General features: G+C 49.3%; 24 protein-coding genes and 2 pseudogenes. 21 read left to right on the top strand and 5 right to left on the bottom strand.

Annotation, left to right across the window (positions count from 1 at the left end):
• The first annotated feature begins 2 nt into the window (after window positions 1-2).
• From ihfA to ACOZIO_RS04000, 19 genes and pseudogenes are all read left to right on the top strand, one after another.
• Complete coding sequence (gene ihfA, locus ACOZIO_RS04090) at window positions 3-299, top strand: integration host factor subunit alpha (RefSeq protein WP_004089944.1); 297 nt, start codon at window positions 3-5, stop codon at window positions 297-299.
• Between the two features lie 779 nt (window positions 300-1,078).
• Window positions 1,079-1,501 (top strand): DUF2502 domain-containing protein, encoded by a 423-nt coding sequence (locus tag ACOZIO_RS04085; protein ID WP_129951732.1) that lies wholly within the window; start codon window positions 1,079-1,081, stop codon window positions 1,499-1,501.
• Between the two features lie 152 nt (window positions 1,502-1,653).
• Window positions 1,654-2,661: a vitamin B12 ABC transporter permease BtuC gene (gene btuC, locus ACOZIO_RS04080; protein WP_129951731.1), complete on the top strand. Its 1,008-nt coding sequence runs from the start codon at window positions 1,654-1,656 to the stop codon at window positions 2,659-2,661.
• Between the two features lie 72 nt (window positions 2,662-2,733).
• A complete protein-coding gene (locus ACOZIO_RS04075; RefSeq protein WP_217156274.1) occupies window positions 2,734-3,285 on the top strand; it encodes a glutathione peroxidase in 552 nt (183 codons plus the stop codon).
• A 19-nt stretch (window positions 3,286-3,304) separates the two neighbouring features.
• Complete coding sequence (gene btuD / locus ACOZIO_RS04070; protein WP_217218741.1) at window positions 3,305-4,054, top strand: vitamin B12 ABC transporter ATP-binding protein BtuD; 750 nt, start codon at window positions 3,305-3,307, stop codon at window positions 4,052-4,054.
• Between the two features lie 360 nt (window positions 4,055-4,414).
• Window positions 4,415-5,557: a UDP-4-amino-4-deoxy-L-arabinose aminotransferase gene (gene arnB / locus ACOZIO_RS04065; protein ID WP_129951729.1), complete on the top strand. Its 1,143-nt coding sequence runs from the start codon at window positions 4,415-4,417 to the stop codon at window positions 5,555-5,557.
• On the top strand, window positions 5,557-6,537 hold the full coding sequence (arnC, locus tag ACOZIO_RS04060) for an undecaprenyl-phosphate 4-deoxy-4-formamido-L-arabinose transferase (RefSeq protein ID WP_129951728.1): 981 nt from the start codon (window positions 5,557-5,559) through the stop codon (window positions 6,535-6,537). Before arnB ends, arnC begins: the two co-directional genes overlap by 1 nt.
• A complete protein-coding gene (arnA, locus tag ACOZIO_RS04055; RefSeq protein ID WP_129990447.1) occupies window positions 6,537-8,519 on the top strand; it encodes a bifunctional UDP-4-amino-4-deoxy-L-arabinose formyltransferase/UDP-glucuronic acid oxidase ArnA in 1,983 nt (660 codons plus the stop codon). Before arnC ends, arnA begins: the two co-directional genes overlap by 1 nt.
• Before the next feature lie 13 nt (window positions 8,520-8,532).
• Window positions 8,533-9,432: a 4-deoxy-4-formamido-L-arabinose-phosphoundecaprenol deformylase gene (gene arnD / locus ACOZIO_RS04050; protein WP_129990446.1), complete on the top strand. Its 900-nt coding sequence runs from the start codon at window positions 8,533-8,535 to the stop codon at window positions 9,430-9,432.
• Entirely contained in the window at window positions 9,432-11,102 is a 1,671-nt protein-coding gene (gene arnT / locus ACOZIO_RS04045; RefSeq protein ID WP_129990445.1) for a lipid IV(A) 4-amino-4-deoxy-L-arabinosyltransferase, read from the top strand. Before arnD ends, arnT begins: the two co-directional genes overlap by 1 nt.
• Window positions 11,099-11,431, top strand: coding sequence for a 4-amino-4-deoxy-L-arabinose-phosphoundecaprenol flippase subunit ArnE (gene arnE, locus ACOZIO_RS04040; RefSeq protein ID WP_129951724.1), 333 nt, complete (start codon window positions 11,099-11,101; stop codon window positions 11,429-11,431). Before arnT ends, arnE begins: the two co-directional genes overlap by 4 nt.
• On the top strand, window positions 11,428-11,817 hold the full coding sequence (gene arnF / locus ACOZIO_RS04035; RefSeq protein WP_129951723.1) for a 4-amino-4-deoxy-L-arabinose-phosphoundecaprenol flippase subunit ArnF: 390 nt from the start codon (window positions 11,428-11,430) through the stop codon (window positions 11,815-11,817). Before arnE ends, arnF begins: the two co-directional genes overlap by 4 nt.
• A 154-nt stretch (window positions 11,818-11,971) precedes the next feature.
• Window positions 11,972-12,451: an NlpC/P60 family protein gene (locus tag ACOZIO_RS04030; RefSeq protein WP_421594942.1), complete on the top strand. Its 480-nt coding sequence runs from the start codon at window positions 11,972-11,974 to the stop codon at window positions 12,449-12,451.
• Between the two features lie 95 nt (window positions 12,452-12,546).
• Window positions 12,547-12,681: pseudogene (lplA, locus tag ACOZIO_RS04025) on the top strand (lipoate--protein ligase LplA); the annotation flags it as partial.
• A gap of 161 nt (window positions 12,682-12,842) precedes the next feature.
• Window positions 12,843-12,995: a hypothetical protein gene (locus tag ACOZIO_RS04020; RefSeq protein WP_240783420.1), complete on the top strand. Its 153-nt coding sequence runs from the start codon at window positions 12,843-12,845 to the stop codon at window positions 12,993-12,995.
• A gap of 444 nt (window positions 12,996-13,439) precedes the next feature.
• A complete protein-coding gene (locus ACOZIO_RS04015) occupies window positions 13,440-13,667 on the top strand; it encodes a hypothetical protein (RefSeq protein WP_421594941.1) in 228 nt (75 codons plus the stop codon).
• Between the two features lie 171 nt (window positions 13,668-13,838).
• The gene (locus ACOZIO_RS04010; protein ID WP_129990441.1) at window positions 13,839-14,303 is read left to right on the top strand and encodes an STM2901 family protein; all 465 of its coding nucleotides are present in this window, start codon (window positions 13,839-13,841) and stop codon (window positions 14,301-14,303) included.
• Window positions 14,297-14,623: a DUF1493 family protein gene (locus ACOZIO_RS04005; protein ID WP_037037295.1), complete on the top strand. Its 327-nt coding sequence runs from the start codon at window positions 14,297-14,299 to the stop codon at window positions 14,621-14,623. The genes ACOZIO_RS04010 and ACOZIO_RS04005 overlap by 7 nt, the downstream gene beginning before the upstream one ends.
• Window positions 14,624-14,638: 15 nt before the next feature.
• Window positions 14,639-15,124 carry an Hcp family type VI secretion system effector gene (locus ACOZIO_RS04000; RefSeq protein ID WP_129990440.1) on the top strand — a complete coding sequence of 162 codons (486 nt, stop codon included), beginning with the start codon at window positions 14,639-14,641 and terminating at the stop codon, window positions 15,122-15,124.
• 42 nt (window positions 15,125-15,166) lie between these two features.
• On the opposite strand, the pseudogene ACOZIO_RS03995 reads toward ACOZIO_RS04000, so the two are convergent.
• Window positions 15,167-15,763 (bottom strand): annotated as a pseudogene (locus ACOZIO_RS03995) (integrase core domain-containing protein); the annotation flags it as partial.
• A gap of 678 nt (window positions 15,764-16,441) precedes the next feature.
• Here ACOZIO_RS03995 and ACOZIO_RS03990 point away from each other — a divergent pair.
• Window positions 16,442-17,227, top strand: coding sequence for an EAL domain-containing protein (locus ACOZIO_RS03990; protein ID WP_235173062.1), 786 nt, complete (start codon window positions 16,442-16,444; stop codon window positions 17,225-17,227).
• Window positions 17,228-17,369: 142 nt separating this feature from the next.
• Complete coding sequence (locus ACOZIO_RS03985) at window positions 17,370-18,824, top strand: protein adenylyltransferase SelO (RefSeq protein ID WP_129951720.1); 1,455 nt, start codon at window positions 17,370-17,372, stop codon at window positions 18,822-18,824.
• A 46-nt stretch (window positions 18,825-18,870) separates the two neighbouring features.
• Here the strand turns inward: ACOZIO_RS03985 and ACOZIO_RS03980 are convergent, their stop codons facing one another.
• From ACOZIO_RS03980 to ACOZIO_RS03965, 4 genes are read right to left on the bottom strand one after another with little or no spacing between them, the layout of a single operon-like run.
• Window positions 18,871-19,659, bottom strand: coding sequence for a heme ABC transporter ATP-binding protein (locus ACOZIO_RS03980; protein ID WP_217139153.1), 789 nt, complete (start codon window positions 19,657-19,659; stop codon window positions 18,871-18,873).
• Entirely contained in the window at window positions 19,652-20,680 is a 1,029-nt protein-coding gene (locus tag ACOZIO_RS03975) for a FecCD family ABC transporter permease (RefSeq protein ID WP_165383691.1), read from the bottom strand. Before ACOZIO_RS03975 ends, ACOZIO_RS03980 begins: the two co-directional genes overlap by 8 nt.
• Complete coding sequence (locus tag ACOZIO_RS03970; protein WP_129951718.1) at window positions 20,677-21,507, bottom strand: heme/hemin ABC transporter substrate-binding protein; 831 nt, start codon at window positions 21,505-21,507, stop codon at window positions 20,677-20,679. Before ACOZIO_RS03970 ends, ACOZIO_RS03975 begins: the two co-directional genes overlap by 4 nt.
• A complete protein-coding gene (locus ACOZIO_RS03965) occupies window positions 21,504-22,538 on the bottom strand; it encodes a hemin-degrading factor (RefSeq protein ID WP_217218981.1) in 1,035 nt (344 codons plus the stop codon). The genes ACOZIO_RS03970 and ACOZIO_RS03965 overlap by 4 nt, the downstream gene beginning before the upstream one ends.
• Window positions 22,539-22,778: the final 240 nt, after the last annotated feature.

The raw sequence follows: 22,778 nt of genomic DNA, 5'->3' as shown, positions 1-22,778 counted from the left end.
CTATGGCGCTTACTAAAGCTGAAATGTCAGAACACCTGTTTGAAAAGCTGGGGCTGAGCAAACGGGATGCCAAAGACCTTGTTGAAATATTTTTCGAAGAAGTACGTCGTGCTTTGGAAAATGGCGAACAAGTAAAACTGTCTGGCTTTGGCAACTTTGATCTGCGTGACAAAAACCAACGTCCGGGACGTAACCCGAAAACCGGCGAAGATATTCCGATCACGGCGCGTCGTGTGGTGACTTTCCGTCCGGGACAGAAATTGAAAAGTCGTGTAGAGAATGCTACTCCGAAAGAATAAGTGAAAACATCAAAAGGCCGCGAAAGCGGCCTTTTTTTTGCCTGCGTTTTATGTTCATCAATACACAACACGCAATAAGTTTTCACGCTTATCAGTAATAAGCACGGAAAGTGAAAAGATAGTGTTAAAAGGGTAGGCTGTTCAGGATTAGTCTGATAGATTAAATTTCAGGGCGACAAAGTCAGCGAACTTCATTATTTCCCGAGCTGATTTTTACGAAGCCATTAAAATAAAAAGGGGCCAAAGCCCCGAAGATAAATAACTCATTACATTCAGTAAATAATGCGCGTACATCATTAACTGAACCAAGTTACCGAAAAATTAACCGGCAGCTTAAGCGTAAAAATATAACATGTGATTATTGGTTATAGAACATACGCGGACCACCGCCACCATGGCCACCGCCGCCGTGACCTCCACCACCTGGGCCCCAGAATGGTGGGAATAAACAGCCGCTGAGGCTGACGACAACCAGAGCAATGCCCAATAGAGCTAAAACACGACGCATAAAATACATCCTTTGTTTGAATAAACAGGGCGAGTATAAATAGAATGCAGGCGGGTTGTTGTCAGCCTTGCGTTAAGATTTGTTAGCGTCTCCATAAGAATTGAATAGTTAATAAACACCGTTGGATTGAATTATTTCAATCAGGAAATATTTGTATTTTTATTGTAAGCTCAGAGCAAGTTATCCGAAAAAACGTTTATTTCTTATATTCACTTCCCTGGCTGACTGATATAAAAAACACGTCATAAAAAATAAAGAAGGCGTGACTAACGTGAAAAAATCTCTCTTATTGCTTTGTTGTGCACTGGCTTTGCCTGTGATCGCACAGGCAAATGTTTCTATTGACCTCAACGTACCTGGCGTATCACTTCATCTCGGGGATCAGGACCAGCGCGGTTACTATTGGGATGGTTATGACTGGCGTCCACCGCAGTGGTGGCACGATCACCAGGGGCATCATTACGGTGAACGTAATGAACATGGTATGTACTGGCATGGCAATCGCTGGGACGCTAAACCCCCTCAGCGCGACCACGACACCCCGGGACATAATCAGGGTCATCCAAACGGTAATGGTCCCCATGATGAGCATCATGATAACAAGGCTCATCATGGTAATGATGAACGCCGTGATAATAATGATCATCACGGGAACGGGCAGCCGATCCCGCCAAACGGTTATCAGGGACATTAATTCTTGCGGTGATCCCCAACGTGTTTGAAGCCGGTGCTTAGCCACCGGCTTTTTTATTTCCTATTTATAGCATTCGCCTGTTCTTCGCTAGAGCTAACTGCCTAATATCGGTAGGATAGTCACTCACCGTCAGACTCAGGAATCTGCCTTGCATGTCTATCCCGCAGACCTTTTCAGTTTTTGAACAGCAACAGAGAAATCGTGACCGCCGCTGGTTATACGGGCTGAGCATGCTGTTATTAGTGACAGGGGCGTTAAGCCTGAGTGCGGGCGAAAGCTGGCTGTGGCCGGACCAATGGCTGGGTACTGAGGCACGTCTCTTCGTATGGCAATTACGGTTTCCGCGCACTGTCGCTGTCATAATGGTGGGGGCAAGTCTCGCGACGTCTGGCGCAGTAATGCAGTCCTTGTTTGAAAACCCTCTTGCTGAGCCAGGTTTACTCGGTGTGGCCAATGGTGCCTGCGTTGCGCTGGTCTTATGTGTGATGTTAAGCCACGGTCTGTTGCCTGTTTGGGTTATGAGCCTGGCGGCCATTGCCGGGGCGCTTATAGTCACTTTCTTTTTGCTGTATATCGCCCGTAAACGTCTTCTGACAAATGCCCGTATGTTGCTTGTCGGGATTGCGATTGGGATTGCCTGCAGTGCCTTAATGACCTGGGCCATTTATTTCAGCAATAATCTCGATTTACGGCAACTGATGTACTGGATGATGGGCGGATTTGGCGGCGTTGACTGGAGTCAGATCTGGCTTGGGTTGATGTTACTGCCCGTTTTATTGTGGCTGGTCATGCAAGGTAATACGCTTAACCTGCTGTCGCTTGGAACACAGCAGGCGAGGCAACTCGGCATATCGCTGAATATCTGGCGCTATATTCTGGTGCTTGCCGTCGGCTGGATGGTCGGCTTGAGTGTCGCCTTATCGGGCGTGATTGGTTTCATCGGGCTGATTATCCCGCATATTCTCAGGCTTTGCGGAATCACGGATCAGCGTCGTTTGTTGCCTGCCTGTGCGCTTTGCGGCGCTTCAGTTTTGCTGTTAGCGGACGTGCTGGCCCGGATTGGTCTATCTGCGGCAGAATTACCGGTCGGTGTAGTCACCGCCACCCTGGGGGCACCGGTATTTATCTGGTTGCTGATCAGAACCGGACAAATCCGCTGATCCTTTTTGGTGTGTCAGCTATGCTGTTTCCTGACACCCCTTTTCCTCACCTACCCCTGGCAGGACAAAAATATGAGTAATGAAATTTTTGATATTTCTCTGAAAACTATCGATGGCGAAGACACGACGCTCGGCGCGTACAAAGGTTCTGTATTACTGGTCGTGAATGTGGCCTCACAATGTGGTCTGACCAAACAATATGAAGGTCTGGAAAATATCTATCAGGCATGGCATGACCGTGGTTTTGAAGTGCTGGGCTTCCCGTGCAATGAATTCGGTGCGCAGGAACCCGGTACTGAAGATGAGATCAAAACCTTCTGCACGACCCAATATGGGGTGAAATTCCCGATGTTCAGTAAAATTAATGTCAACGGAGATCTCCGTCATCCGCTGTATTCCGCGCTGATTGCGGCGTGTCCGACAGCAGTAAAACCGGAGGACAGTGCATTCTATGAACGCCTGGCCAGCAAAGGTCGCCAGCCCCTGAAGCCCGATGACATCTTGTGGAACTTTGAAAAATTCCTGATCGGCCGGGACGGCACCGTTGTCCAGCGTTTCGCACCGGATATGGCACCGGAAGATCCAATCCTGATGGAAACCATCAAAGTCGCGCTGGCGAAATAATGTGCGTGTGAACACACCGATGCTGGAATGTCGCCAGATAACCGTGTCCGGTCGGCTTCGTGCCTTTAGCACGCAGATTGAGCCGGGCAGCCGGATCCATATCATCGGCCCAAATGGTGCCGGGAAAAGCACGTTACTGGCCCGTCTGGCAGGGATGTCAGAAGGGGGAGGGGAGGTGACTCTCGACGGACAACGGCTGTCCGATATCCCCGGCCCCAGGCTGGCACGTCTTCGTGCCTGGTTATGTCAGCAACTGACGCCGGCATCCCTGATGCCGGTATTTCAATATTTATCCCTACATCAGCCGCAAAAAGTTGATCCCGGTGCTCTTGAGCGCACGGTTTCATGTTTGTGTGAGGCTCTGCATCTTAGCGATAAGCTTGGCCGCCCGGTCACGCATTTATCCGGTGGAGAATGGCAGCGGGTAAGGCTGGCGGCTGCTCTCCTGCAGGTATGGCCGACGGTGAATCCGGATAGTCAGCTTTTATTCCTTGATGAGCCGATGAACAGCCTGGATGTTGCCCAGCAGAAGGCGCTCGACCAACTGCTTTCGGAGTTTTGTGCAGCAGGTCGTTCCGTGGTGTTAAGCGATCATGATTTAAACCACACACTGCATTACGCACATCAGGTCTGGCTCATGTTTCAAGGTCAGGTAATGGTGGCGGGAAAATGTGCTGATGTCATGCAGTCTGAAAAATTATCAGACGTATACAAAGTGGCATTTGAGATACACGAACTGGCCGGCAGACAATGGATAATGGCGACCTGAGATTTACCTGAGCTTAATGCATAGCGGTTTAATTATATTATTATCGGGGTTTACCCTTTGCCCCAATTCTTATTTGCTCATAAAAAGCGCAAAGAATGCATTTTTTTAATAAAGTTCATTTTTTTTATAAAAATCATAAACAAGTTAATCAGTTGTTATTGATGGGTTTTATTCGGTTTTCGCTATTTTATTTTCGTTTATTTACTTTCTGTTTAACTTCGCAAAACTGGCAAAACCTTAAGGTTAAATTAAGATTAAACCGACATCATAAGATCCATAATTTCATGGCGGCGTTTACTTACTGTTAAATAAATGCGGTCTACAGTCATTACCGGTTAATTACCTTTTTGGGATAGCGTAATGGAAAACTTTTTGCCTTTTTCCCGTCCGTCTATGGGCGAAGAAGAAATAGCGGCTGTGGGGCAGGTATTACGCTCTGGCTGGATCACCACCGGGCCGCAGACACATCAGCTTGAACAGGATTTTTCTGCTGCTTTCGGCTGTAAACATGCTATTGCGGTGAGTTCCGCCACCGGCGGCATGCACGTCACCCTGATGGCGCTCGGCATCGGTCCCGGCGATGAAGTGATTACCCCTTCTCAGACTTGGGTTTCCACCCTCAACATGATTGTTTTGCTCGGCGCAGAACCGGTCATGATTGATGTTGATCCTGACACGTTAATGGTCAGTGCCGAAGCGGTTGCCGCAGCCATAACGCCAAAAACCAAAGCAATTATTCCCGTTCATTACGCGGGCGCGCCTTTAGATCTTGACCCTATTTATGCCGTGGCAAATCAGCACAATATTGCGGTGATAGAAGATGCCGCGCACGCTGCAGGCACCAAATATCGTGACCGCTGGATTGGAGCCCGGGGCACCGCAATCTTCTCGTTCCACGCAATCAAAAATATGACCTGCGCCGAAGGCGGCCTGATTGCCACGGATGATGATGCTCTGGCTGATAAAGTGCGTGCATTGAAATTCCACGGTCTGGCTGTTGATGCATTTGATCGTCAGGTTTTGGGGCGGAAACCGCAGGCTGAAGTGGTCGAGCCAGGCTTTAAATATAATCTCTCCGACATTCATGCCTCTGTCGCTGTCGTGCAGCTTAAGCGTCTGGCACAAATGAATGCCCGCCGTGCGGAGCTGGCCCAGCGTTATCTGGATAAATTACAGGGCTCACCGTATCTGCCCATGAATGTGCCGGCTTATCCGCATCTGCATACGTGGCATTTATTCATGATACGTGTGGACGAAGCGCGTTGTGGTATCAGTCGTGACGCACTGATGGAACGCCTGAAAGAGCAGGGCATCGGAACCGGTTTACATTTCCGAGCCGCTCACACCCAAAAATATTACCGCGAACGTTATCCGCACCTGAATCTGCCAAACAGCGAATGGAATTCCGCACGTCTGTGCAGTCTGCCGTTGTTCCCTGATATGCAGGACAGCGATGTGGATCGCGTTGTCGCAGCTCTTTTTTCTCTTCTGGAGGCGCAGTAGTGGCGCATTACGAACCTATCCGTAAAGTCTCGGTAGTTATTCCGGTCTATAACGAAGAAGAAAGCCTGCCTGCGTTGCTTTCGCGCACGCAGGCCGCTTGCCAACAATTAACCCAGCAATATGAAATTATTCTGGTCGATGACGGCAGCTCCGACAGCTCCGGCGATATGCTTTCTGCTGCTGCCGAACAACCTGACAGTCATATCATTGCTGTTTTACTCAATCGTAACTATGGTCAGCACTCCGCAATAATGGCCGGTTTCAGCCATGTTACGGGTGATCTGGTTATTACCTTAGATGCCGATCTGCAAAACCCGCCGGAAGAAATTCCACGTCTGGTCGCCACTGCGGATGAAGGTTATGACGTTGTCGGCACTGTACGTGCTAACCGTCGTGATTCGTGGTTCCGTAAAACCGCGTCCAGAATGATCAACATGATGATCCAGCGCGCTACCGGTAAATCGATGGGTGACTACGGGTGCATGTTAAGGGCTTATCGCCGTCACATCATCGAAGCCATGCTGCACTGCCATGAGCGCAGTACGTTTATTCCTATCCTGGCTAACACATTCGCGCGCAAAACCGTGGAGATTCCGGTTCAGCATTCCGAACGTGAATTTGGTGATTCCAAATACAGTCTGATGAAACTGATCAATCTGATGTATGACCTGATCACCTGTCTGACTACAACACCGCTGAGAATGCTCAGTGTTGTCGGCAGTGCGATCGCCATCTTCGGTTTCGTTCTTGCGGTCTTCCTTATTTTAATGCGCCTTATTAACGGCCCGGAATGGGCCGCGGAAGGCGTGTTCACGCTATTTGCATTGTTATTCATGTTTATAGGTGCGCAGTTTGTCGGTATGGGGTTACTCGGTGAATACATCGGGCGGATCTATAACGATGTTCGTGCACGTCCCCGTTATTTTGTTCAAAAAGTCGTCGGCGTTCGTACCGAAGACAACAGTCAGGAAGAAGAGTGATGAAAGCGATTGTATTTGCCTATCATGATATTGGTTGTGTTGGTTTACAGGCTCTGGTTGATGCGGGTTACGATGTTCAGGCGGTTTTCACCCACACTGATTCCCCGAATGAGAACCAATTCTTTTCTTCCGTTGCGCGTCAGGGTGCTGAATTGGATTTGCCGGTTTATGCGCCTGAAGATGTTAACCATCCGTTGTGGGTCGACCGCATCCGTGCTTTACAGCCCGATATTATTTTCTCCTTCTACTACCGCAATATGTTGAGCGAAGAGATTTTATCTCTGGCACCGCAGGGTGGCTTCAATCTGCATGGTTCATTGTTGCCGCGTTATCGCGGTCGTGCACCGGTTAACTGGGCGCTTCTGAATGGCGAAACTGAAACGGGCGTGACCTTGCATAAAATGGTCAAACGTCCTGACGCAGGCGACATCGTTGGTCAGCGTAAAGTGGCTATTACTGCCGATGATACTGCGCTGAAACTTCATGCCAAAGTGCGTGAAGCGGCTAAAGCCTTACTGACGGATGTGCTGCCTGAAATGAAGGCGGGCAACCTCACCCTGACCCCGCAAGATGAAACGCAGGCCAGCTACTTTGGCCGCCGTACTGCAGCAGACGGTGAAATTCACTGGCACAAATCTGCCACAGAAATCAATAACCTGATCCGTGCGGTGACTGAACCCTACCCGGGTGCGTTCTCTTATCTGGGACAGCGTAAACTGACTGTATGGCGTGCACGTCCGCTGACTACTCAGCACGACAAACAACCGGGTACCGTGCTTTCTTCTGATCCGCTGATCATCGCCTGTGGCGAAGGTGCGCTGGAAATTCTGGCCGGCCAGAGCGAAAACGGTCTGTATGTTCAGGGCTCCCGACTGGCGCTTGAACTGGGCATCATGCCGGATATGCGTGTCGCGACACTGCCAACGGCGGTGATGAAACGTCGTACCCGCGTGTTAATCCTCGGCGTAAATGGTTTCATCGGTAACCACCTGAGTGAGCGTCTGCTGCGCGAAGACCGCTATGAAATTTATGGTCTGGATATCAGCTCCGATGCGGTCAGCCGCTTCATGAGCAATCCGCATTTCCACTTCGTGGAAGGTGATATCAGCATCCATTCAGAGTGGATCGAATATCACATCAAAAAATGCGACGTTGTTCTGCCACTGGTGGCTATCGCAACGCCAATCGAATACACCCGTAATCCGCTGCGTGTATTCGAACTGGATTTCGAAGAAAACCTGAAAATCGTCCGCGATTGTGTGAAATACAAAAAGCGCATCATCTTCCCGTCAACATCTGAAGTTTACGGTATGTGTGATGACAAAGAATTCGATGAAGATCATTCCCGCCTGATTGTCGGCCCGATCAACAAACAACGCTGGATTTATTCTGTTTCTAAGCAATTGCTGGACCGCGTGATTTGGGCTTATGGTGCGAAAGAAGGTTTGAAATTCACCCTGTTCCGCCCGTTCAACTGGATGGGTCCACGACTGGACAATCTGGATGCCGCGCGTATCGGCAGCTCCCGCGCCATTACTCAGCTGATCCTGAATCTGGTTGAAGGCTCGCCTATCAAACTGGTGGATGGCGGTGAGCAGAAGCGTTGCTTCACTGATATTAACGACGGTATCGAAGCATTGTTCCGCATTATCGAAAACCGTGACAATCTGTGTGATGGTCAGATCATCAACATCGGTAACCCGACCAACGAAGCAAGTATTCGTGAACTGGCAGAGATGCTGCTGAGTAGCTTTGAATCGCATCCGCTGCGCGCGCAGTTCCCGCCGTTTGCCGGTTTCAATCTGGTGGAAAGCAGCACTTACTACGGTAAGGGTTATCAGGATGTTGAGCATCGTACGCCGAGCATCAAAAATGCCCGTCGTCTGCTGAACTGGAAACCGGAAATTGGTATGGATAAAACCGTTGCTGAAACCCTGGATTTCTTCCTGCGCTCAGTAAATCCTGACGCTGACAAAGCCTGACAGGGTGCCCGTCATGAAGAAAGTGGGTCTGCGCATTGATGTGGATACCTGGAGTGGCACCCGCGAGGGTGTCCCTCAGCTTCTGCAAACGCTTGCCAATCATAAAATTACCGCCAGTTTCTTCTTCAGCGTTGGCCCGGATAATATGGGGCGTCATTTATGGCGCCTGCTTAAACCGCGCTTCCTGTGGAAAATGCTGCGTTCTAATGCGGCGTCCCTTTACGGTTGGGATATTTTACTGGCAGGCACTGCGTGGCCGGGTAAACTTATCGCGCGTGATCTCGGTTATCTGATGAAAGAAACCGCCAAACGAGGTCATGAAGTGGGGCTGCACGCCTGGGATCATCAGGGCTGGCAGGCAAAAGTGGGGAAATGGTCCGAGAAACAGCTGGAAGAGCAAATCCGGCTGGGGCTGGATGCATTGGAAAAAAGTCTGGGTCATGATGTTGAATGCTCGGCGGTGGCGGGCTGGCGTGCCGATGAGCGGGTCATTGAAGTCAAAGAACGTTTCCATTTTTACTACAACAGTGATTGCCGCGGAACGCGACCTTTCCTGCCGGTACTGAAAAATGGAACATTGGGTACCGTACAGATTCCTGTGACGTTACCGACGTATGACGAAGTGGCTGGCGGTGAGATTAACGCCGATAACTTCAACGACTTTATTCTTGATGCTATTGCGAAAGATAGCGGTGTACCGGTTTATACCATTCATGCGGAAGTAGAAGGCATGTCACTGGCTCAAAAGTTCGATGAATTACTGACCCGTGCATCTGCACAGGGGATACAGTTTTGCGCGCTGGGTGAGTTGCTGCCGCAAGATCTGAGTTCATTGCCAAGAGGCAAAGTGGTTCGCGCCAGTTTCCCGGGAAGGGAAGGCTGGTTAGGTTGTCAGCAAGAAGGTTTTTCCTGATGTCGAAAACAATTAAAGGCGTATGGAGCACCCTGATCCTGGTGTTTTTCGCGCTGGTATATCTTGTTCCTCTTAATAGCCGCCTGTTATGGCAACCTGATGAAACCCGTTATGCTGAAATCAGCCGCGAAATGCTCCAGCGCGGCGACTGGGTTGTGCCTCATCTTCTCGGATTGCGATACTTTGAAAAACCGGTGGCAGGCTATTGGTTTAACAACATCAGCCAGATGATTTTTGGTGACAGTAATTTTGCTGTGCGTTTTGGTTCGGTATTCAGCACCCTGCTGAGTGCCATTCTGGTGTTCTGGCTGGCACATCTTATGTGGCGTAACCGCCAGACGGCTTACACAGCGGCGCTGATCTATCTTTCCATGACACTGGTGTTCAGTATCGGCACTTACAGTGTTCTGGATCCTATGATCACCTTGTGGATGACCACGGCCATGGTGGCGACGTGGTTCTGCCTGCGGGTTTCGCCTACACCGCAAAAAGCCATAAGCTGGATAGCGCTGGGATTGGCCTGCGGTATGGGCTTCATGACGAAGGGGTTTCTGGCGCTGGCGTTACCGGTTATTGCCGTACTGCCGATTATCTGGCGCGAGAAGCGTTTTAAAACCCTGCTTGGTTGGGGCCCGCTGGCGATTGTGAGCGCGGCGGCACTGAGCCTGCCGTGGGTGCTGGCGATAGCACACCGTGAGCCTGACTTCTGGAATTACTTCTTCTGGGTTGAACATATTCAGCGTTTTGCTGAGGCTGATGCTCAGCATAAGGCACCTTTCTGGTATTACCTGCCGGTACTGTTTCTGGGCGCGCTGCCGTGGCTCGGACTGTTACCTGGCGCATTGCGGGCGGGCTGGACTAAACGGGTCGTACGACCGGAATTATTTTTCCTGTTGAGCTGGGCAATCATGCCGCTGATTTTCTTCAGCATCGCCAAAGGTAAACTGCCGACCTATATTTTGCCGTGCTTTGCGCCGGTTGCCTTGCTGATGGCCGATCATCTCAATCAAATCTGTCAGTCAGGGAAATTGCGTACACTGAAAGCTAATGGTGTGATCAACATCACTTTTGGTCTTCTGATGGCGGCCGCTGTACTGGTGATATCCGGAATTTTGCCGTTGCACATTAAAGCCGTGTTCAGCCGTTCGGAGTTACCCCATGCGCTGATTGGTATTCTGTGCTTTGCGGTATGGGCGCTGGCGGGAGCCATATCGCTGACGGATTTGACAAAGCGCTGGTATTGGGCTGCTCTTTGCCCGCTGGTGCTGGCGTTGCTGGTCGGACAGGCTGTTCCAAAGAAAGTGATGGATTCCAAACAGCCACAGCCCTTTTTGACACAAAATATGGCGTTGTTAAAAGACAGTCGTTATGTACTGACAGACAACGTGGGCGTGGCGACCGCAATCGCGTGGACGCTCAAACGCAGTGACATTCTGATGTTTGATGAAAAGGGTGAGTTGCAATACGGTCTGAGTTATCCGGATGCCAGGAATAATTTTGTCGATGCGGCGCATTTTTCACAATGGCTGCAACAAGCACGCCAGGAAGGAAACGTCTCTCTGGTCCTCAGGCTTGACCGTAATGCTGCCGTAAAATCCTCTCTGCCTCCTGCGGATCAAAAGGTACAAGTTGATCGTCAGGCGCTGCTGTTCTACAAAAAACTGCCATGACCGGTTTCTTTCTGGTTCTTGCCGTCAGCGTTATCACCTGTGCCGGTCAGCTTTGTCAGAAGCAGGCCGCACAGGTCGCCGGGCAGGGCATGGCGAAGGTTTTACGCTGGCTCGGATTGGCGATATTGTTGCTCGGTATCGCCATGCTGTTATGGTTGCGGGTATTACAACTCCTGCCGCTGAGCCTGGCTTATCCCATGCTCAGTCTGAATTTCGTTTTCATCACGCTCTGTGCCCGCGGGTGCTTCGGTGAAGTTGTCGATGCGCGTCACTGGTGCGGCGTTGGGCTGATCATGTGTGGTATAGCCGTAATGAGTTTCAGCTTATGAAAGGATATCTCTGGGGCACGGGAAGCGTGTTGCTGGTCACTGCGGCACAATTGCTGATGAAATGGGGCATGGTGCAGATCCCGTTGTTTTCACTGGCAGCGATAGACGCTCCCTTTATTCTGAGTCATTTAAGTGCATTGGTTGCTGTTTTTGCAGGGCTGTGTGGCTATGTCTTATCGATGGGATGCTGGTTTTTTGCGTTGCATTATCTGCCGCTCAACCGGGCGTATACTTTACTGAGTCTCAGTTATGTGTTGGTGTATGTGGCCGCAGTCACTCTGCCCTGGTTCAATGAAAGCATCAGCTTAAGTAAAACCCTTGGCGGGTTGCTTATCCTGTCAGGTGTCTGGCTGATTCACAGTAAACCCGTAAAAAAATCTCATTAAATGTATTTTCTGACGATAAAAAACAGCATTAAACATTGGATGACGGATAAAATAGCGCTAAATTCTATTAGTTCTTAGATAACGGCGACTTATCCGGTGCGCGTAAAACTTCGCGTCTGGTCATGCCGTGATGCTATTCGAGAAGGAATGCACTATGTGCTGGTCATCCGTATCCATGTATTCCCTGCTGGCTGTTGCCGCATTAATTCTTAACGGTTGCAGCAGCCACGCTCCGCCGCCAAGCGGCAGGTTTGCCGATTCTATTACTGTCGTGGCCGAGCTTAACGACCAGCTCAGCCAGTGGCATGGTGCCCCGTATCGTTACGGCGGATTACAACCGAGCGGCGTCGACTGTTCTGGTTTTGTCTTCCGCACTTACCGTGACCGGTTTGGCGTCGTGCTGCCGAGAACGACCGCCGACCAGACCAAAATTGGCACCAAAGTACCACGTGATGAATTATTACCCGGTGACCTGGTTTTCTTCAAAACCGGCAGCGGTGAAAATGGTCTTCACGTCGGTATCTATGACACGGCCGATCAGTTTATCCATGCCTCGACCAGCCAGGGCGTAACCCGCTCTTCGCTTGATAATGTTTACTGGCGTAAAGTCTACTGGCAGGCGCGCCGCATCTGACGCGGCACCAAATCGTATTTCCCCTGATTTCACTGCGTATTTCATCCTGTTTTTTGCTGCTATTATCCGGGCAGACCCTTCAGGATGAATAAGCAATGAAACCTCTCAGACTATTACTTTCCGATTCTTATGATCCCTGGTTCAATCTGGCGGTAGAAGACTGTATTTTCCGTGAGATGACCACACAACGTGTGTTATTCCTCTGGAGAAATGCCGAAACCGTGGTTTTAAGTTAGTATACACACTTGAGACTAATTATCATTTGATGGTTAAATATGACGACTCGCCGCCCCATGTATACACCCGTATTAGTAAAACGACACAAACTGAAGGCAGTGGTTTAGACGAATAAACAACCCATATAGAGCAGTACTTAGAGTCTAAGAAGCACTTGTTTGATGGTGAAGTAACGTACTGGCAAGATATTGGCCTATCGGCATACAAAAATAAAAGCATCCAAGATGGACAAGATGCAGGATTATCCGCACAAGAAATGATAAAGCGTTTAGAGGCAATGATTGCCGAATCTGAGAATGGAAAGTAATAATTTCATTCTCATTATTGTACTTTATTATGAGAACTAATTATCCTCACAATGGGAAGTTTTTATTGCTTAACTGTACTATATATAGTGCTGCAACCCGAATTATACCGCTATATGTGGGGTATTGGTGCCATTGTGAGAACTATATATTAAAAATCACCTTAACGAACAAAAATAATTCTCTTGATTAAATCGCTTACATATTTTCAGTCTTATATAGACTAACTCCCTTTGGTCGTTAGTCTATATAAAATCGATAATAAGATCATACTTGCGTTTTTGCCAGCCCCTTACGGGAAGTCAAAGAACGCCCGTTTTATTTGGTCTTTCGACTTGACTAAATACAAAGAACAGAAGGGAACCACGGCAAGTTACACTCATTTGAATAAAAAGTATGGACTACGTGCTACCGGAGAATTTTATAAAAACTTATAAGGAAATAAAATGGCAGAAAAAACAAAAGCAGAATTATGTACTGATTACCTAATGGCTAATACAAGCTACGTAGAAAGCGTTACAGACGATCTATTAGTAACAGACATCGTAGCACTACAGAAAGATTTAAATAGCCTTACGGCGTTTGTAGACGCATATGGAAGCAATGATAAATCTGATGCTCAACTAAAAGACAGTATTGATAACATCAAATCACTAATGAATGCAGAAGGGTAACAATATATCTCATCATAACAAAATATTAGAAATTATATGATTAGACGAAGGCCGCGTTGAATGATCTAAATCACGAAGGAAGGTAAATTCAGATATTTCGTACACTCTTTTTAATGTTTAATAATTTTAATCACTTGTATACTCTTTAGACGTCACGTAAAAGGGGAAGGTATGGATACGGTTGAAGAACTAAATGGAACTTACTTTTATGCGGGTAAGTCAAATTTAACTGCTGGTCAGATGCTTTTTGTGATCTTCTGCGAACATACAGTAGATCAATTCGGTTTAGGTATCGTAGATTTCGGAGCTATAGTTGCAATTCTTTCTGGCAGAAATGATCAATCAACCAGAGCGAAACCAATGGGGGCTACTAAAGGTACTTCATACGCATCTAAAGCAGCACGTAATGTCTTTAAGAAGTCGAAATTTCCTTTTGGAATCTCGCTACCAACTTGGTTAGGGGGATACACGCCTTGGACAACAAGACGAGTCATGGTACGTAATATAGCCCCATTCGTAGGCCGGAGTATTCCCTTACTTGGTATTATCGTACTTGCTGCTGATGTTTCTGAAATCACTTACAAGTCAATTCGTGATTACAACATGATAGCAAGGGAAAATGATAAATTATGGTAGACAATGTTGAACAACAAATCTATGACTTCATCCGACCTTATGCCGGTACATATTTGTTCAATATTAAAAAGGTAGAACTAACACCTGATACAGATCTCGATACTGACCTAAGCATTGATGAGTATGAAATTGATGATTTAATGAATGAGTACTTTGCAAAGTTCAATGTTGAAAAAGGTAATTATAGTACTGAAACATATTACCCAGATGTACGTGTTTCTTGGAATCCATTCAAAAAAGTAATTCCAGTTCAGGTACCAGATTTTACTATTGGTATGTTGATAGAGTCGGCAAAAGCCGGTAAATGGTTGTACGATTAGCAAGGAGCTAAATCAATGGCTGTACCAGTTCACTTATGGCTTAAAGACGATGGCGGTGCAAATATCCGTGGTTCATCTGATGTAAAGGATCGTGAAGGAAGCATAGAACTAAGATCGATTCACCATAACCTGAGTATTCCAACTGATAGCAACACAGGGAAGCTAACAGGCACTCGACAACATGCCCCTTTCCAGTTTGATAAGGAAATCGACTCATCAAGTCCTTACTTATACAAGGCAGTTGGTACAGGTCAAACGTTACACTCTGCCGAAATCAAATGGTATTGTATCAACGATGCAGGGCAGGAAGTCGAGTACTTCAACATTCTGCTTGAAAATGTGAAAGTCATTTCGGTAACTCCAATGATGCACGATACCCGTGGCTGTCCTGGCACAGGCCATATGGAAAACGTTGCACTACGTTATGAAAAAATCACTTGGAAGTATGTTGATGGCAACATTCAATATACCGATGCTTGGAACGAACGAACTACAGCATAATACATTTGGGGCTTGACCTGCCACCAGTATTAGATACAAGGCTCAGTTAGTAATGTCGGATCCTTCACTCTCAGAATTACCCTTTCTCCAGCCCGCTGCAAATTCAGACGGCGTCTGATAATTCAGCGTGGAGTGTGGGCGACATTCGTTATAATCCTGACGCCATTCACTGATGGTTTTCCTGGCATGGCTGATGTCGCTAAACCAGTGTTCATTCAGGCATTCATCGTGAAAACGTCCGTTAAAACTCTCAATAAATCCGTTCTGTGTCGGTTTACCGGGCTGAATAAGCCGCAGCTCCACGCAATGCTCAAAGGCCCACTGGTCAAGTGCTCTACAGGTAAACTCCGGCCCCTGGTCAGTTCTTATCGTAGCCGGATAGCCGCGAAACAGCGCAATACTGTCCAGAATACGCGTGACCTGCACGCCTGAAATCCCAAAGGCAACAGTGATAGTCAGGCATTCCTTTGTGAAGTCATCGACGCAGGTAAGGCACTTGATCCTGCGACCGGTGGCCAGTGCATCCATGACGAAATCCATTGACCAGGTCAGATTGGGCGCATCCGGGCGAAGCAGCGGAAGCCGCTCAGTCGCCAGACCCTTACGACGTCGTCTGCGCTTCACACTCAGGCCGGCTAGCTCAGGCCGGCTAGCCGAAAAACTGGCAGGAACGCGCTATCATGCGCAGGAGGTCAGGCAAACCTGCCAGCATATCATGGCCCTCTATCCCGCGATGCAGGCTGAACTGACTGAACTGCAAAACTGGCTGGTGCGCTGTATCAGATAACGATGGGGATTCCGGAGGCCGTTGAAAGGATGGCCTCCGGATGCTGCTAGATTGCACTGCGCCTGTACTTTTTCTCCGCAATGGTTACCGGCCTGATGGCGGATAGTGCCGGTTTATTAAAACGTTATAAAAACTCACTGATCCCACTTAAAAAGCCCGGTGGTGAATGCTGCTACTTGCGCAATATTTCATAAGACACTATAACCATTAGCTAAAATATTTAGTAACATCCATTATTGTGCATCGGCACAAAACACCACAGAAATTCTTGATTAAAAATGACGGGTAGCGCTCACGAGGCAAGTTGCACGTTCTTATGTCTGGCGATAAGATTAGTCTGAAATGTCTGCATTGAATGATATAAAGCTCAAAAAGAAGGCCGCAAGGCGCAGGGCATTTTAAAAAACTTTGATTTCGCAGCCGTTCGCGTGATCGTCGCAGCACCCTTACAATCGGAGAGGCTCTTTCTTGATATCAATTTCTTTAATGTTTTGGTCATACCCCGGGGCTCCGGTATCTTTATGATCTGATTGATAGTCAAAAAAGTTATTAATCAATTAGCCGTGCCGTTGATGTTTTGGACAAAAATGAAAATACAATTCGATACGGCCTTTAACAGCAGCTATCTGTGCCAGCCGGTTTACACCATTGAAGGGAAATTACTGGCTGTAGAATTAATTTGCCGTTTTTCCAGTGCTGACAGTAAGTTAGTGATGCCTACAGAACTGGTTCTGAACCTGTTAACACCGCAGCAGTTATTACGATTTCTCACTGAGCAACAGATATGGGCGTGTGAGCATGCCCAATGGTTTACCGATAATCAGGTTATTTTGAATATCAGTGTTGAGGAAAAACAGGTGGCCTTATTGCTGGAAGATGAAAATCTTCGCAATGCTTTCAGCACATATACTTTCATTCATCTGAATTTAAGTGAGTCGTTTCCACGACTTTCCGAAGGCAGGAATAATGAACAAGTGGTGGCATTAAACAAATATTTTCCACTGTGGCTGGAAAACTTCGGCTCAGGCAGCATCACCATGGCACCCATTTTTGACCATCTTTTTCAGTGGGTGAAGCTCGACAAAAATCTTTTCTGGCAGTTATATGAGGGTGAAAATTTCACCATTGTAATGCCCTCGCTGGTAAGAAATGTTAGTCGATTTTGCCGTAATATTGTGGTCGACGGGCTAGACTCGCAGGACTATTTCGACGCGTTACGTAAAGCGGACATACAGGGAATGAAGGGTTTGCTATGGCCTGGTGTTGAGCCCGCCGAACTGGACAGCCTGCTCATCCGGCCTGCTCAGTTTCATTAGTCATGACACGCAGTTTTTCGCTCAGGATCCCGGCCAGCACCTGCTGTTCCGGGATTTTTGATATCTGCGGATAATAATCTCCCTGCATTTCCTCCGTGTTAATTAATGCCCTGCAGTCCTACACTATCAAAAAGGGGGATTTATGCCGCGATTTGAACATCATTATGCTGAGCAGTTACCTGGCTTTTACACACAGTTGCAACCGACGCCGCTAAAAGGCGCACGACTTCTTTATCACAGCGAACCGCTGGCGCGTGAACTGGGACTGGATGAATCACTTTTTGATGCTGAACATCGCCAATACTGGTGCGGTGAAAAAATTTTCCCGGGCATGGAACCTCTGGCTCAGGTTTACAGCGGGCATCAGTTTGGCCAGTGGGCCGGGCAACTGGGCGACGGACGCGGTATTTTACTGGGCGAACAGGTTTTACCTTCAGGAAAACGCTTCGACTGGCACCTTAAAGGGGCAGGGTTGACACCTTATTCACGGATGGGCGATGGCCGTGCGGTTTTACGTTCTGTGGTGCGTGAGTTTCTGGCCTCTGAAGCCCTGCATCATTTATCGGTACCGACAACGCGCGCGCTGACGATTGCCACCAGTGATGAGCCGGTTTTCCGCGAACAGCCTGAGCGCGGTGCGATGTTGATTCGTGTGGCAGAAAGTCATATCCGTTTCGGTCATTTCGAGCATTTCTATTACCGTAAACAGCCTGAGCAGGTGAAGCAGCTGGCAGATTACGTCATCGCACATCACTGGCCTCAGTTGCTGGAAAATCACCAGGCTGATGCGTTACGTTATCAGCAATGGTTTACCGAGGTGGTGGAGCGTACTGCCCGGCTGATAGCGCAATGGCAAAGTATTGGTTTCGCCCACGGTGTGATGAATACCGACAATATGTCGATTCTCGGGCTGACCATCGATTACGGTCCTTATGGCTTCCTCGACGATTATCAGCCAGGTTATATCTGTAATCACTCTGATCATCAGGGACGCTACAGCTACGATAATCAGCCTGCGGTGGCATTCTGGAATCTGCATCGTCTGGCACAAACATTATCCGGTCTGATGTCTGCAGAACAGCTACAAACTGCGCTTGGCGAATATGAACCCGCGCTTATGAGAGCCTATGGCACGCTGATGCGCGGTAAACTGGGCTTCTTTACGGAGAATAAACAGGATAACGATCTGCTCACCGGTTTGTTGAGCCTGATGGCAAAAGAGGGCAGGGATTTCACCCAGACCTTCAGGTTGCTCAGCCAGACAGAACAAAGGCAAGCCACATCGCCGTTGCGGGATGAATTCATTGACCGTGACGCTTTCGACAGCTGGTACCAGGCCTACCGCCAGCGCTTACAAACGGAAGATGTTGATGATGCAACGCGACAGGACGCCATGAAACAAAGCAATCCGCGTATTATATTGAGAAATTATCTGGCACAGAAAGCCATCGAAAGGGCTGAAGTGGATGATATCAGTGCGCTGGAGCAACTTCATCAGGCATTGCGTGACCCTTACAGTGATGCTCCTCAGTATGACGAGATGGCGAAACTGCCGCCCGACTGGGGGAAACATCTCGAAATTTCCTGTTCAAGCTGACATAAAAAATGCCACATTCCAGTGTGGCATTTTTATTGAGTCGTCTTTACTGGCGTAAGAAAATCTGTGGCAATTCGGTTTCCGGATGCAGACAGACGTTCAAATCTGCCTGATACCAGCGGCTCAGGGTGGCTTCGCTCAGTACCTCAGCGGGCGTCCCGCTGGCGACCAATTTACCGCTGTGCAATAAAATAATCCGGTCGGCATACAACGCCGCGAGATTGAGATCATGCAATACGCAACACACCGCCAGCGGTGTTTGCCGGGTTAACTGTCGCAGCAAACGCAACGCGTGTTGCTGATGATATAAATCCAGTGCCGACGTAGGTTCATCCAGAAATAACCAGTGTGGGAAAGGTTCGGGTTGCCAGAGCTGGATAAGCACCCGCGCCAGCTGAACCCGCTGTTGTTCGCCGCCCGATAAATGGCGGTAATCCCTTTCTGCCAGATTCAGACAACCGGTTTGTGTCATGACCTCAGTAAGTGCCCGTTGCATATTGTGCTGGCCGTGCGGCGAACGCCCGAGTGTCAGGACTTCGCGCACGCTAAAGCCAAACGCTAGTGTACTATTCTGGCGCATAACTGCCCGTGTACGCGCCAGTTCCTGTGCCGGCCAGTCATTAAGAGGTCTTCCCTGAAGAGAAATCTTTCCCGTTTGTGGCAACAGGTAACCGGTCAGCATACGCATCAGCGTTGATTTTCCTGCACCGTTTGGCCCAATCAGCGCGACCATCTCGCCGCTTTGCAAGCTCAGTGAAACATCGTCAATTAACCGGCGGTCATTAACGCAATAGGTCAGGTTTTCTGCCACCATTGATGAAGTGAAATCAGGCATTACGCGGTACTCCGGGGCGCAGGATCAACCATAAAAAATAAGGCGCTCCAATCAGGCTGGTCAGCAATCCTACCGGCATTTCTGCCGGAGCGACCAGCGTGCGGGCCAGCGTGTCAGCGAGCAAAAGCAGGCAGGCGCCCGCCAGGGCCGAACCCGGTAGAAGCCAGCGGTGGTCAGCACCAATACGCATCCGCAACAGATGCGGGATCACTAAACCGATAAAACCAATCACACCAGAAACTGCGACGGCAGCCCCGGCCAGCAGAGCGCTAAGCAGCAAAAGTTGCAATTGCGTACGGCGGACATTCACACCGAGGTAATGTGCATCTTCTTCCCCTAACTGCAGAATGTTCAGGCGTCGTGCCATGAAAAACGACGCAATGCAGGCTGGCAGGATCAGCGAAGACGCCACGGCCAGCGTCGGCCATTGCGCCTGCCCGAGACTGCCCATGCTCCACAATGAAAATTGGCGTAATTGCTGATCGTCACTGACATAGGTCAGTACACCGACCGCCGCGCCGCATAAGGCATTAATGGCAATACCGGCGAGCAGCAAGCGCGACAATCCGCCATGACCAAAACGACTCAGCGTAAAGACGATGACAGAAATCGCCAGGCTGCCAGCGAATGCGCTGATCATGTGACTGTAAAGTGCCAGTAATGGCGGTAAAGCCAGCGGCATTACTATGGTTAGCGCAACCGCCAGCGCTGCGCCGCTGCTGATCCCAAGCAGGCCGGGATCTGCCAGCGGGTTGCGGAACAATCCCTGCATAACCGCACCGGAACTTGCCAGCGCACAACCGACTACCATAGCCAGCAGCACGCGGGGAAGGCGAATGGTCAGCCAGATCTGCCATAAGCTATCGTCAAAAGGACGCCCGAGAAGCGTTCTTAGCGACAGTGACATCGCACCAGTATTCACCGCCATCACGGCTAACACCAGCAGAGCGCAGCCGATGCCAGTCAGCGCCCAGACTGGCGCGCGGCGACGCGATAACACCGGAGGGCTCATGCTGCTCATTTTACCTGTTCCGCAGCATGGCGTAGCTGAGCCATCACCTCTGGCGTTTGCAAACCAAAGCCCAGCAGTGACATATCATCAATGACCAGTACGCGCTGATTCTTACCGGCCGGTGTCATAGCAACGCCAGGCAATTTCCACACCTGTTCCATCCCGCCAAGTGTCTTAACACCGTCAGCGGTCAGTAAAAGGATATCCGGCGCACTGGCAATCACGCCCTCCTGGGACAGCGGACGGTAGCGGCTGAAACCTTGCATAGCGTTTTTCGCCCCGACAGAGGTAATCATCGCATCTGCCGCGGTATCCTGACCGGCTGCCATCGATGACATGCCGCCATGGCTCATCACAAACAGCATTTTTACCGGCAGGGCATCGTGGCGAATCGCTGAAATCTGCGAACGATAGGTCGCGATGAGTTTTTCACCTTCTGACTGCCGGTTCAGTGCCGCCGCAATTACGACGATTTTACGCGGGACGGTATCCGCAGAAGGTGTACCCGGCACACGAACCACTCTTACACCGTTCTGCTCAAGCTGCCGCAACACCAGTGACGGCTCTGCCAGTTCGCTGCTCAGCACCAGCGAAGGATGCATAGACAAAATTCCCTCAGCGCTGAGCTGGCGCATATAACCGACGTCCGGCAGGCTACGTACCGCCTGCGGACGCAAGCTGGTACTGTCGCGGGCGACCACTTCGTCGCCGGCACCGAGTGCGTAGATAATTTCGGTCACGTCACCGCCAATACTGACCAGTTTTTCAGTGGCATGCAGCACCGGCGTCACCAGCAACGCTGTAACAGCGGCCAGCCTTTTCAACATTGTTTTCATGCAGCCACACCTTGCTGGGACAGTTGCGCCAGCTGTTCCCGCCACTGAGTTTGTTCAGGCGTGCCTTCGCTACGCTGACCATACAGTTGTGCGATCTGCGTACCGTCAGCGGCAAACAATTCCAGGCTGGTCACGAAACCATCTTTGGTGGGTTTACGGGTGATCCAGCTTTCCGCGATGGCACTTTCCACCAGATGCAGGGTGAACTGTTTGTTGAAGACATTGATCCATTCTCCGTGTGGCATGACCTTTTCGATCTGACCGGTGAAAATCTGCACGCAGCCACGGTTGCCCACAAAAATCATGATTTCGTTTTGGTCATCTTTGGCGATATTCAGTAAACGCGTCAGTGAGCCGTTATCCACACGCCATGCAAGATCGTCCCCGACGGCTTGGAATGCTTGCTGGCGGGTGACGTCGTGGCGTTTCAGCAACTGGAAGAACTGATGAACGTCGGTCATTGCGCGCCATTCAGCATCGAGAGTGCGGGTATCTGCGGCCATCAGGGCCGGCGTTTCAGGAACTGCCTCTATCTGCAACGGCGGATTGACGTCACTTTTGTACTGCGCAATCAGCGCATTCCATGCCGCCATGTCAGTTTCATCGGTGTTATACACCTTATGAACGGCATCGCCGTGCGCATCGAAGAACTGAATACTGTGGCGAACACCACGGGCCGTGTTTTCTGACAGGCTGAAAATATACAACCAGTGTTGCAGAAACAGACGCAGGTCCAGCGCGCGGGGATTAAGGATCAGACCGGCGTGACCACTCAGATGTTGATTTTCATAGCGACCTTCCTGCTCATGTACGGCAAAGTCGTTGCGGGTAATCGATTTAGTGCTGCCGACATTTTCCAGAGCGGCCAGTAAGGTCCGTGCATCAACATCCAGACGTGCGGCATCATGTGAAACACGCAAAGCTGTCAGTTCCGCTTCGCTGATCCCCAACATTTCCGCCAAATCGCGGGCATATTTACCCGGATTAGCTTCTTTGGCTTGTAAATAATCCTCATAGTGAACTGAATGCATTGCTGTTTCCTCGTTGTCAAAGTTACCCGTTACATAGCGGGTAAAAACCTACGCTGTTATGTGAATGATTTGTAAAAATATTTAGCAGAAAACCTTGTTTTGGATTTTGTTGCTAATGGTAATTAATATCATTTTGATAATCATTATCAAATCATTGTGTGGACACATCAAGAAAATTTTTCTCTTCAGCAGGGAATTCGGCGGTGTTAACCCATTCATTTAAGAGGGGAACAGGGGAGG

The organism is Rahnella sp. PD4, from assembly GCF_049199325.1.
Classification (GTDB): domain Bacteria; phylum Pseudomonadota; class Gammaproteobacteria; order Enterobacterales; family Enterobacteriaceae; genus Rahnella; species Rahnella perminowiae.
Note: the sequence above shows the minus strand (reverse complement) of the source record. Positions and strands in the feature narration are given on the sequence as shown.